The 12,533-nt window shown below is 57.1% G+C and carries 8 protein-coding genes; 5 read left to right on the top strand and 3 right to left on the bottom strand.

Features of this window, described 5'->3' with window-relative positions; all coding sequences use genetic code 11:
• Positions 1 to 102: 102 nt before the first annotated feature.
• Both BJ6T_RS38240 and BJ6T_RS38245 read right to left on the bottom strand, forming a co-directional pair.
• Entirely contained in the window at positions 103 to 984 is an 882-nt protein-coding gene (locus BJ6T_RS38240; protein ID WP_014497922.1) for a pantoate--beta-alanine ligase, read from the bottom strand.
• A 184-nt stretch (positions 985 to 1,168) separates the two neighbouring features.
• Positions 1,169 to 2,650 carry a pentapeptide repeat-containing protein gene (locus tag BJ6T_RS38245; RefSeq protein ID WP_011084657.1) on the bottom strand — a complete coding sequence of 494 codons (1,482 nt, stop codon included), beginning with the start codon at positions 2,648 to 2,650 and terminating at the stop codon, positions 1,169 to 1,171.
• 1,406 nt (positions 2,651 to 4,056) lie between these two features.
• On the opposite strand from BJ6T_RS38245, the gene BJ6T_RS38255 reads away from it, so the two are divergent.
• Complete coding sequence (locus BJ6T_RS38255; protein WP_014497924.1) at positions 4,057 to 4,965, top strand: hypothetical protein; 909 nt, start codon at positions 4,057 to 4,059, stop codon at positions 4,963 to 4,965.
• A 462-nt stretch (positions 4,966 to 5,427) separates the two neighbouring features.
• Here BJ6T_RS38255 and BJ6T_RS38260 read toward each other — a convergent pair whose 3' ends face one another.
• Positions 5,428 to 5,862, bottom strand: coding sequence for a VirK family protein (locus BJ6T_RS38260; RefSeq protein ID WP_011084653.1), 435 nt, complete (start codon positions 5,860 to 5,862; stop codon positions 5,428 to 5,430).
• A 685-nt stretch (positions 5,863 to 6,547) separates the two neighbouring features.
• On the opposite strand from BJ6T_RS38260, the gene BJ6T_RS38265 reads away from it, so the two are divergent.
• The 4 genes from BJ6T_RS38265 (at position 6,548) to BJ6T_RS44580 (ending at position 12,385) form a co-directional block, all read left to right on the top strand.
• Positions 6,548 to 7,528: a hypothetical protein gene (locus tag BJ6T_RS38265; protein WP_014497925.1), complete on the top strand. Its 981-nt coding sequence runs from the start codon at positions 6,548 to 6,550 to the stop codon at positions 7,526 to 7,528.
• A gap of 2,013 nt (positions 7,529 to 9,541) precedes the next feature.
• On the top strand, positions 9,542 to 10,231 hold the full coding sequence (locus BJ6T_RS38270) for a response regulator (protein ID WP_011084649.1): 690 nt from the start codon (positions 9,542 to 9,544) through the stop codon (positions 10,229 to 10,231).
• A gap of 26 nt (positions 10,232 to 10,257) precedes the next feature.
• The gene (locus BJ6T_RS38275; protein WP_014497926.1) at positions 10,258 to 11,712 is read left to right on the top strand and encodes a type II and III secretion system protein family protein; all 1,455 of its coding nucleotides are present in this window, start codon (positions 10,258 to 10,260) and stop codon (positions 11,710 to 11,712) included.
• Between the two features lie 10 nt (positions 11,713 to 11,722).
• On the top strand, positions 11,723 to 12,385 hold the full coding sequence (locus BJ6T_RS44580) for a CpaD family pilus assembly lipoprotein (protein WP_011084647.1): 663 nt from the start codon (positions 11,723 to 11,725) through the stop codon (positions 12,383 to 12,385).
• Positions 12,386 to 12,533: the final 148 nt, after the last annotated feature.

Consider the following 12,533-nt stretch of genomic DNA (forward strand, 5'->3'; position numbering starts at 1 on the left):
TGGCTTCATTCCGCTCGCATATATCGCCCCAATCGACATGGAGCTAAGAGCCACCTAACCCCGTCTACTTTTTCGGGCGAAGATCTATGAGTAATCGACTCGCTACGACTGCTTAGGCAAATCGATCCAGATATCCTGAGCACCATTTAGGAGCGTATCCTGATCTGGAACATAGATGCTATCGGAAACCGTGAGGCCATGAGCCATTGCAGCCCCAATAATTAAGAATGGGAGCTTGACCTGCTCTAAATCTTTGAAATTATCAGCGTCGACAATCCGAACAAACTCGAGTCTAAACTGTCGAAACTCTATCCGAGATGTCGCCGACGCGACCAGATCCTTCACGCTTGACGCTCCTCGGGCGATCTCTTCTCTTGAACGGTTGAGTGCCGTGAAGAGACAGGACAGCTCATCAAGCTCGGAACGGTTAAATCGCCTCAAGCGCGACGAAATGGGCACTCCGTTCTTGTATCTCACGGTCGGCACAAACCTTATCTCGCAATCGAGAAGCAGGTCTGCGACGGCGCGCTTTACCAGGATCGCCTGACCTATATCTTTCAGGCCGAAGTAACTGCGAGTTGGCCTCGAATAGCAGATCCAGCGGATTGCTCCAGTAACGGCTTCCTTCAAATAAGTTTCAGGCCCCCCTAAACGCAAATCACAGTCACCTTGCGATACATACGTTCGATAGCCGACCGGGAACATTTCGGTGTCGCTCGACGAAACCACGGCAGTTGCTCCTGAACGTAGGGCAAGTCCAATATCATCGTCCAAATTGAAATCGTAGCTCCCACCTGGTCTAAGCTGGATCTTGTTCGGGTACACTGTGACGATCGCGACATCATTCTCCAATGCCGCTCTTCTAATCAGCTCTGCATGCCCAAGATGCAGGGCGCCGAGAGTGTGGACCGTTCCAATCGTCTGACCTGTTCTCGCGACCTCCCGGATGAACGCCTTGCCTGCGGAAAGACCTGTCAGATGCATCTTCTTACTCCGCTTTTTGAACGCCAAAATAGTGGCGCGTTCGGATCTCGGAAGGCGCGCCGCCCAGCGTCTCGTGGGCCGCGCACGCCAACGAGCACCAAAGAGGTTTTACGCCCTCTCACACCTCGACCACCGCACGAACTGTCCAAAGCTCGCGCGCACTGTTCTTGCAGCTCCGAAGCAGTCAGGTTGACCCTTCTCGACCCCGTCTGATCACCGATGAGAATTCAGCCAGATAGCTTGATGGTTCGCGCGGCTGCCGCCCCTCCAGAGCGACCTGCAGTCCCCGACAACGGTCGGCGAAAAATGGTGGCTCGAAAGTGGTTATCTTAGCGCCCGAAAAGTCCACCTTTACGAAACTGGCCTGGAACGGCGATATCCCACTCAGGTTCGCATCGCGCAGGGACGATTGGTTCATGCGAACGTATGCGGCTCGCGTTGCCTCCAGGTTACTTTCGGTCATATCCGCGGCGAGATATGCCTGAACGAGATTTGATCCCTCGAAATTTGCGTGATTCAATGCCATTGATTGCGGCGGATCACCGGTGATCATCGACCTGTAGAGGTAAGCTTGGGATAGGTCCGCATGCTCCAGATCGCAGTCGCGCACAAAGGCGCAGCGGCCGCGAAAACCGGTGAATTTGGCCGCTCGCATTGTGCTCTCTGTTATCGAAATGCTTTCACCTGATGCGCTAGATAGATCCGCCCCATTCAGCTGACAGGAGTGAATAGATGCACCGGTAAGCACGGCACCCACGAGGTTCGCGTCGGACAGGCCTACGGACAGAAGCCGCGCCTCGGTCAAGTCTGCCTGTTCCAGCTCCGCTCCCGCAAGATTTGATAGGTGAAGATCAGCGAATGGGGCGCTCAGGGCTCTCGCCCGAATCCGCCCGCTCACCTTTGAGAGTCTCAGATACGGAAGATGAGCGCCCTCTAGGACGAGACCATCGATCGAGATGGGACGCACGATCGATAAACAGTCTCCCTTCGACTGAAAGAACGAGCAATCCGCCAGATGCGCCTTCGTGATCGTGACCTGGCTCAGCTTTGCGAAGCGGAAGGACGCTGAAGGGAGGAAGCATTCATTGATGGTTGAGCCCTGTAATTCCGCGCCGTCGAATACAGCATCACTCGCGTCGCACTGGTAAACGAGGAGCCCGCTGAGCATCGCGTTGTCAAAGCGTGTTCTTTTCATGCTGCAACCGTGAAAAAGGCTGCCGGTTGCATCGATTACATTGCGCAGACTGGCATCATCGAAGTTGCAGACCTGCGCTGCCATCGCATGCATATAGGCAAAATCGAGCTTGGCCCCCATGAAACTTGCCCGCTCTAGCCCCGGACAGATAAGGTTCGCCTCAGAAAGATCTGCTCGATCCAACTTTGTTCCGTAGAGCTGCGCGCGATTGAGGGTACAGCGTCGCAGCGGGAAATCTGATAGGTCATGACCGCTAAGGTTCTCGGAGGATAGCTGCAAGCCAATCCCGGTCCTTCTGATTGCCTCCTCGGTTCGCCTCCTAACAGCAGCAACCGCCAGCAGCCGGTCGGCAGCCCGGCTCCAGTACCGAACGAACTCGCCATCTGATGAAAGCTTGTCTTTCGGATCTGAGTAGTGCTCTGCCCCTTCATTCACGGTGCACTCGCTATCAGCGCCGATCCTTTGCGACATGTCGAGAGTTCCGTACTGCCAGGATTACGAGGACCTCTTTGTGCTTGGCATGGACGCAGGCTGCGGGCTTTGTGGCGAACTCGCCGGGGATTTGGTGACACGACGTGTCGACGAGACTCTTATCATGTCGCTGTCCGCGGCGGCCGACGCTTGACCACGTCAGCCGAATTCTTGTCATGCCTGTCCACTGCCAATCGGTGCAATTGTCTACCACACCCACCAACCCTGATCCGTTGTTTGGCAGCGCTGATATGTCCGAAAGTGTGTTTCTTTTCGCCAGCTCTTCGACACTCCACATCACTCTCCATTAACCCGAATGCGCAACATTCTAGGTCTTTCTTCTTGTTCGGAATGGACCCGCGGCTTGCGGGCGGAACAGTGATCGTTCACCTAGCTCTGCACTCAGCCTGGCCTTACCTCATCGGCAGCAACAACCGTGCCAGCCGCATCAGTCGGAATTGTCGAGCTAAATCGGCAGCGTAATTTCCACATGGGCGCAGAATGTTCTGATTCTGACAAACACGGTCCCGCTGACAGAAACCGCATTATGGTCGCTACGCCACCTTGAAAGCAAAAATTCCGACTTCGGTTGCAGGAGGGCAAGAGCCGCAGTCCTTACGGGCACGCAATCGATCAATTGCAATTCGACACTTGCGGATCGCCGGCCTCCTGGTTAGCCAAAGCTCGCGATCGGCTAGGCCTGCTCCGCGAGCCGACGGGTCCATCTATGGGAGAACGAGTTGGGCCGATCGAAGTCGCACCCCCGTGGCTTGTTTTGCGACTAACGCTCGGCGCGCCGACGCGATCCATCGCATCAGTATTCCCAACAATGGATCTTCATGCCACGCGGCCCGGTCAGAGCCCGATGGCCGCGGCATGATCCGGCGTTAGTATCCCCAGCAGCTTCTTGAAGAGCTTTTCAAAGTCCTTCACGGGGAGCCGATGCAAGCTAGTCCAGGCAGGCTGCCCCATGCGGCTCAAGCTTACGGTAAGCGGGCCCTCCCCCGGGCTGCTTCCCCATAACCTTTCATACGGTACTGCCATGAAGCGGAGAGCGACAATGGCCCATCTCGCCAAAACTCTGCTCCGCAATAAACAACAGGCTCGCCGGCACAGACGCAATGGCCACGGGCTTTCTTCAAGCAATTGGGTCTGGTCAGCTGTTCGACAGCTAGGCTTTCTAGCATAACAGCATCTTTATCCGGACTGGAGCCCGACTCGAACACAAATATCTGGACGAGAAGCATGAGCTGGATTGCCGGTCAGGGGCCTGCCGCACGCCTCAACACCGAACGTTCGAGAACCAGACCGGTGCATCTTATACAAACTGCGCCCGTCTCAGTTCCTGCTCCTGATCTGATCAACTTTTGCATGACGATATTGAAGGCCGACAAAAGGAGACCGGAATGGCCCCATTTGACAACGTCAACCCATCCGAGGCTCGGATGCATAACCTCGATCCACAACAGGAAGAGACGGCGCAAGCAGACTTTGAGCATCGGCTTGGAGAGGCTCAGCCAATCCTCGCATCATTAGCTTCACCCGCGGCTGGATCGAACCCGACGGTAACGGACGGCAACAAGAAAGCGCAAGCTATCCCTGAGAACGAACGGTGCGCGGCTGCATCGTTCGTGAGAACGCGCGGTCAGCTTGCCGCAACGTTGACTTGCGCTAACCTTGCGGAACTCAGAAGAGACATCGAACTCGCTGCGCAAAGATCAGCACAATGGCCAAGAGCGACTGGATCGTCAGCCTATCGCGTCGACAGTGACCGCGTTTACGACGACGTGTTGGCATCGTCATACACGGAGCTGCAGCGCTTTCAAAACCACGCCAGCCACTGCAGGCCACATGTGTTGGACCGTCAAAGCGCGATGGCCCATTTGCGTTCCATGGCGGCTTTGCGTTACGAGCAAGCTCCCTGGAATATCTGGGGAGGCCAACGACTAGATCTGGGCCGCGCAGCGGCAGAGCACATGAGGGGCGATACCAATTCTTCGCCTTTTGTGTCACTGTCCGAGGACGCCTCACTACTGCTCGTTTCGCCGGACGACGACAAGGAGTTTGGCGCCAAAGTCATCGCGGAAAACGCGAATGAGTTGCACACCTACACGGTGCCGAGGGTCACAACTTGGACGGCGGAAGACATCGTCAGTATTCTCGAGGATGGAACCGAAAATGATGAACCCGATCTGGCATGGGTGAGTGCTACCCCAACCGAAGAGCGTGAGGTACTATTTCTGGGTGGGAATCTGGACGACTTTCGGACGGCCAGCGCATCGAATCCGTACAAAAAGTCAGGAGCAAAAGGCTGATGACGCAGGCTCCGGAAAGGGTGATTTGCCTTTTCCGATGCTTGGAAAAGTCGAAAACAGCGTTCATGCTATAATCCTCCGGTCCGTCTGCCCGGCGAGGGGGAGCGTCAACAACGCCGGTCCTGGCTGGATCCGCTTAAATATGATGTTCTCACGAGGGCCGCGGGCAGCGCGTGGACGTAGCGAGATCATCTGGACGTTCAACCGAGAGGTATTGGCTCAGCCCCATACGACGACTGCATGAGCCGCCGATCTTCCACCTCAAAGATCGAATGGAGATCGGCGACATTCATGAGTTAGCTGAGCAACAAGTTCAGGCAACTTGATCCTTCCCTGACGAAAAGACGGCTAGAAAGAGTCTGGCAGTCCTGACGATCGAAAAGATCCGTATCATGCCCGGCGAAGCTGTCCACACGATGGAGGATCAAGTCTACGAAGCGCCCGTCTGCTCTGTGCTCTTCGTTACCAGATGAACTTTGCGCCATCCGGCACTTCGCAGATGAATTCGCCTTGATTCGCGAGTTCGGTGGTCCCGACGACAAGTTTGGAGGCTCGCACCGTCAGCTTGCCTTCGCGGCTAAGGCTATGGCGGATGTACTCGGTCACGGCATGTCCGGAGCTGTCGACCGTTTGATGAGCATTGGCGAAGCTGATGCCGCTCTGGCTGGTCACCCTGAAGGCATTGATGACCAGACCGGCCTGCGTCGCCGACGCAGGTTTGCCACCATCCGCGTTGGTACAGTGGGTCATATCGAGGATGAGCTTCACATTCTTCCCCGCTTGGAGGGCTCTGAGTACTTCAGTGTATTTCGGCGAGGGGTCGTCGGCTCTTGCCGGCGCGCTCGCGGCCGAAAGCAAGGACAACAGGATCGTTAGTCCTCGGCCAGTAACCTTCATATGCTCTTCTCCCTCGATAAGTACCGCCGATTGCGGCCTCCAAGTCGTGATGCTCGCGATGCGTTTGGCTGATTCCAGACAACAAGCGCGCTCGTACAAAGCAGCCTGTCGCAACGACGCGCAAGACGTTGTAATGGCTATTCCGACATCACAACCTCGTATGTTAGGTTTGCGGAAGTGGCTTAGCTTCCCGCGCGTCGACTAGACCGGCTTGATCCAGCGTCGTCCGCTTGGAAACAGCAAACCAAACCGGTTGCGCTGGTCCGCCACAGGCCTCTCGAGCGAGAGAATGTAGTTCTCGCCTCTGCATAAGTAGACGATCTACGAACGCGCCTTTCGCCACCTCAAGCACCGGCTCGTCCATCTTGCTGTGCACGGGCTGTCTGCCTTAGATCACGCGTCCACAATGAAGTGGTGGGCGCGTCCTGGCGTGCCGATCCGAACAATCTCAGGCATCCAATAGCAGCCCAATCGAACACCAATGCCAGGAGGCAAACGGCAGCACCGATTTTGATCCGACGCTTCGCGCGACTTCCTTCCGGCTGGCTGTTCGCCATGCTGACTGACTCAATTCGACTCCGTCAAGAGCTGAAACTAAATGGCGCCCTCTCTGGTCTGTCAGCTTCTCGAAAGCTGCGCCTGCAACAATCTAGGCTGGCATCCGGCACTTCGAAGGGAGAGAGATATGAACGTTGATCCACGAAATGCTGTGGACACTCCCTTTGAGGTTCACAACGTGGTACAGCAGGCGCGCCGCGTCCATGGACAACAGGATGAGCTTGGCGCCGAGAGCAGCGCAACGGCACACAATTCCGAAGATCAAGCAAGCTTCGAGCAGCAGCTGAATGACTTGGATATAGACGACCTCGATTCGGCCTACCCGACGCCGCCTTCACTCTGCTTAGCGGCAAATTCCGCGACTGCCACGTCCTCGTCTGCGCCAGGCGAGGCCGCCTCGGAACCCGGTAGCTGCCCAGCCCCATCATTTGTCAGTGCCCGCGCTCAGCTTGCAGCAACACTGACAGGTGCCAATCTTGAAGTGCTTCGCAATGAGATCGACCTTGCCGTGCAGCAGGCGGCGCGCTGGTCACCGGCGAGCGCACCTAGCATTGACCGAGACGGCGTATTTGACGACGTCGTGAGGTCGTCTTATGTCACACTGCGGCGTTTTCAGAATCAGAATAGTGACTGCAAGCCGCATACGGACGAAAACACAAGCGCCATATTGCATGTTCGCAACACGGCTCGGGATCATTCTTCCATTGGAGATCATCCAGAGCGGTATCCTATTGACCGGGCGCGCCAAGCTGGCTGGCATATGCGCGGCAAGACAACAACATCACCCTTCGTATCGTTGGTCGAAGATCCGGCGAAACTCGCCGTTTCTCGCGATCATTGGGCGAGGGCGATCGCCAACAATGCGAACGCACTGCACACCTACACTGTTCCGAAGCACAGTGTCTGGACGCCAGACGACGTGATGAGCAGCATTGCGCTCAGAATGAATGCTGAAGACTACGACAACATCGATGCGGACGTCGATTTGATGTGCTCACTTGGCAGAACGCCAACGAAAGAGACCGAGCGCCTGTTCTTGGGCGGAAACTTGGAAAGCTACCGCACCGGCAGAGAAGAAAATCCCTATAAGCGCGAGAGCAATGAGTAGATGGTCTCTCGGCCAAACCGTTGGGCTGGTTCGTTGGTTTTCAAGCACCCAAACTCCCAAAAGAAAGACCTTGAAGCGGCGTACCAACTCCGCACACGCAGAACAGCTTAAGCTTATGCGGCGACCGGCGGCCCGATCAACTCGCCGGTCGAGCGGCAGAGCGGTTGGGTCTCCGACAAGATGCACTTCCGGCGACGCGAGGATGTCGGACAATCCTCCTCCTGTGCGCGCTCGTTGGAGCATCCCGGCGCCTTGGACATTGTGAGTTCGAACGACATACGAGCTCACGGCTGGCTGGCGGCTTTGGTGGAGTTACGCCGCTGAACGCGCTGCGTCCCTCTCTGTACTCGGTCTGAAATTGGCCGCGCGGTCAAGCAACAGGTGTTTCGGCCGCGATCGCATCGGGCATTCGCTCCCCGCGATAAGCCGCGCTGTTACAAGACAGCCGATCCGTCACCTGGATGCGTTCCATCAAAACAATCGATTTTGCGGAGCGCGCCTAAGAGGCTCATAGTCGATCGCAATATAAGGAGGCCGCATTCAAGATGACGTCTGGCAATCGATTCTCTCCTCAATCCCTTGCCGAACAACTTGGCTCGAGCGATCGACAGTCTTCACCTCGAACGTTGCTTCCTGTTCATCAAGTGGACGTCCACCTCTCGCCACGGTCTCCCCGCTAAATTGACACGCATGAGGCGGATCGGATCGCCCCGCTCCTGGTGTCATGGCTTACCCCGCTTGCCAAGAGCGCCTGCCTCTTCTGCACTCAATAGCGCTTCTGCGAGACGTTTAATTGGACGGACGAATGCTCACGGCTTTGTACACAGCGAGACGGACCGCCGCGCGCAGTTCGACGGCATGGTCGAACTGTGTCGCCGTTGCCTCACAACGATTCCAAACTGAAGGCACCCCGACAAAGAGCATTCAATTGCACTTGAATCTCACCTCGCGTCAGATTGTAGGATTTCCGACAGTCTCGCGACACAGTCCGCTCGTGTGAACTCTTCCTGACGGGTACCAACAATTGCGAACGTCTCAAAAACTCAATGCTCGGCCGATTCGGTTGATCACACTACCCAACTCCTCCTTTTTAAAGCTTGCATCGTTCATCTGCTCTGTGAGGGCTGGGCGAAGCGCCGTCTTCGCAGGCAGACCTGGATCCAGCGCGCGAGAACAACGCGGGCAGTCTTTGTTTCGCCTATGCCGACGAAAGGCAGAGTTCCTGAGCCGTGCACCCGATCCGACGACATGGAGCCGGCGTCGCCGCCTCAGACAAGGCACGACAGCAATGCCGCACGTAATTTGTCCTTCATTGGCAGCACTAGCTCAGTTGGGACGGAGAACGCCTCGGAAGCGACCGAGCATTGGAACGGTTGACATCTTACTTGGATAACGCCGGCAAACGAGAGGACGTCTGTCCCGAAGGACGCGTTGATCGTTTCGTCGCATCTCGGCCTTTTACGCCCCATTGGCCGGCACATAGCGCGCGAAGTGTCTTTAGCGCGGAACACTTGCAATGCCGCGACTTGACGGCACTACGGCCAACAGCCTCGCAAGACTGACCGCGGATCAAGACGAACTGGGAAGTATTCAATGTCGGTTTCGCAAGCCTGTTCGACGACAAATACAGCTGATCTCGCCCGTGCCTTGCTTTCGCTGGGGCAGTCTCGCGCGATCACTACCGCTAGCATTCGCGCAGCGCATGCAGGCATTGCTATGTGCCGCCCACAGATGCATCAGTGCGCCGCCAGGGCTCTCAACCCCGTAAGTCATCGCAGAGCTCTTGCCAACATAACGGATATGTTGAGCTGCGCCGCCCGCCCAGGCGACCCGCCGCGAGCCGTCACATATCCGATGTCAATGGATGCGCATGCATCGGTCGCCTGCCAACAAGCTCTTGCGGGTCGTCTACGGCTTTTCGAATTCATGCCAGACCGGCAGCATCCAGTCGCCGGATCTCTTGGTCAACCCTAACACGCTCAAGTCTTGCCGAGGACGGACGAGAGGCGATGGATGCGAATTCTCCTGGTTGATCATCATGCGGACTTTGGCCGCGCTGTGAAGGCAACGCTCGTGAATTGCGGGTTCGCGGTGGACGTGACGCCCACGCTGGATGAGGCGTCAGCCGCGCTGGATTGCGCAAACTACCACCTCGTACTGCTGGAGTCCGTCTTGCCGGATGGGGATAGTTTGGACTGGTTGAAGCAGTTGCGGCGCGAAGGACGATCAATGCCGGCAATGATGATGAGCAGTCTCAATGATCTCAGCCGCCGGATCGCGACCTTCAATGCGGGAGCGGATGATTTCCTGCCCAAGCCTGTGTCGATCGACGAACTCATCGCTCGCATGCGGGCCATTTTGCGAAGGTCAACGCAAATGACGGCGCCGGTCGTGACATTCGGGAATCTGCATTTCGATCCGATCGCCAGACAAGTCTCGGTGGGTGGCCGGATCCTGAGGATTGCTCGGCGTGAGGTGTGCATTCTCGAGCATCTGCTCAATCGCGCCGGCCGCACTGTGCCGCGCGCTTCGCTGGAAGATAGCTTGTACGCGTTCGATGACGAGGTTTCGACCAATGCGCTGGAAGTCGGGATTTATCGCTTACGCGCGCATTTGAACCAGGCGGGTGCGACGCTCAGAATCAAGACCGCGCGCGGCGTCGGTTACACTCTTGAACTCGTTGGCACAGCATCGGCTGCCTAGCAGCGTCACTTAAAGGCAACAATCGCTTGAAGGTCCTTAATAATGCCGCCGGCGCTACCCAGCCGCCTGCGATCACCAACCCACAACGCTCTGCCGCTCTCAATCGTCTCTGCTACCTCCTATGCGGATTTGCTTTGCTGTTTCCGCTTGCGGCCTCAGCCGAGACCAAGCGGGACGGCAAAGGAGAGATGCCACGTGCGGCACCCGGCAGCACCACGGGCACGCTCAATATTACCTCGTCACAGGGAAAGACGGTGCATTTGAGCGCACCGGCGGCGACCATTTTTGTCGCCGACCCTGCAATTGCCGATTATCAAGCTCCGTCGAGCAGTACAATTTTCGTGTTCGGCAAAAAGTCCGGGCGGACGAGCCTGTTCGCCCTCAACGAAAACGGCGAGGCTCTTGCCGAGCTGCGTATTGTCGTAACCCAACCACTCGAGGATCTACGGGCCGCGCTCAAGGCCGAGGTCGGCGACTATCCAATTCAGGTCAGCTATACCCCGCGCGGGGCGATCCTTAGCGGTATAGCGCCCAATGCCGATGTCGTTGAGGCTGCGAGGAAGGTCACTGAGCAATTTGTTGGCGCGGGCGCCCCGGTCGTCAACAAGATCCAGGTCGCCGGCTCACTGCAGGTAAATCTCAGCGTGCGCGTAGCAGAAGTCTCCCGCACCGCCGTCAAGGATCTCAACATCAACTTCACCGCCTCGGGCCCAAACGGCGCTTTCCTTGCCACCGGCAAACCGGGAGGGTCCGGCAGGGCTGGCGGCGGCGGCACGATTGGGATCGGGTTTAGCACCGGCAATATCAACCTCAGCGCTGTTCTCGACGCTCTCGCCAGTGAGCACCTCGCCTCAATCCTGGCTGAGCCGAACCTGACGGCAATGTCCGGCGAAGCCGCAAGCTTCCTCGCCGGCGGCGAGTTTCCGATCCCAGTCATGCAGGACAACAGGCAGGTTTCGGTCCAATTCCGGCAGTTCGGCGTGAGCTTGGAATTCGTCCCGACAGTGCTCAGCAACAACCAGATCGTTGTCCGTGTGAAGCCCGAAGTCAGCGAACTATCGACCGAAGGCGAAGTCAAGATCAATGGTATGGCGGTTCCTGCCCTCTCGACGCGGCGGGCGAGCACCGTGGTCGAGCTCGCCAGCGGCCAGAGCTTTGCAATCGGCGGCCTCATCAGGCGCAACTTCAACACTGATATCGGCGAGTTTCCCTGGCTCGGCGACGTACCGATCCTTGGTGCGCTTTTTCGCTCTTCATCGTTTCAAAAACGCGAAACCGAGCTAGTTATCGTTGTTACACCTTACATCGTACGGCCGGGATCAAATCCAAGCCAGATAAGTATTCCGACCAACCGCATCGCACCGCCATCAGATGCAGGCCGCATCTTGACGAACACGGTGGCACGGCCGCCTCAAGGCCGCGATGCGCCGCGCGCGAGCGCACCGGGACTGACGGGCAACGCCGGCTTTATCATCGAATGAGGATCGACATATGAACATGCGATATTTGTCCCATTCGATTGTCCTTGCCGCAATATTGGGGGGCTGCGCAAATACTGCGTCGATCCATCCCAATCCTGCCGAACAAGGAGTCCAGGTCGAACAGAAAAAGCGTGTCTTGCTTCTGCAGAGCCTCCATGCCCTCGAAAAGCTTCAGCTGCGTAATTTTATCGCCGACGCAAGTGGTGGCCGGCGGGATGCGCTCCATGTGGATGTCAGCGGCTCCCATAAGCTCATTGCGCAGGTGGCGCACGAAGCACGCGCCATGGGGGTTGTTCCCTCTAACATCCGGCTGTCCGCTTCTCCCCTCAATTTATCGGGCCGTTCCGCCGTCAGGATCGAGGCGATTACGTTTGAAGCGCATCTTCCGAACTGTCCGTCGCTTTTGATCGCAGGACCAGCAGTGGACGACAATTCGTTCGAACCGACTCTTGGTTGCTCGACCAAAAACAACCTGGGAGTGATGGTGAACGATCCGCTCGACCTGGTTGATAATCGGTCTGTCAGCACGGTAAATGGCGATCGCGCCGCCGCTCCTCTTGCTAGTCACTCTACTCTCGCAGCGCGCAACAAGGGCAACGGAGAAGATGGAGCAAGCACGACAGCGCCGGACGCAGCGGGACCAACAACACAGAATGTGCAGCCGCTCCGATAGGCGCTTTAAGCGCTTGTCGGAACCTACTGTGCAGCACCTGGCGCTCAGGCGCACGAGCGATGCTGCAAGGCGCAGAGAAGGCAATTGCGAGCCATCATTTATCCTTTCATTCTACCTTTCCGCTTGGCGATGTCAGGTTTTGGAAAGC

This window comes from Bradyrhizobium japonicum USDA 6, assembly GCF_000284375.1.
GTDB classification, from domain to species: Bacteria; Pseudomonadota; Alphaproteobacteria; order Rhizobiales; family Xanthobacteraceae; genus Bradyrhizobium; species Bradyrhizobium japonicum.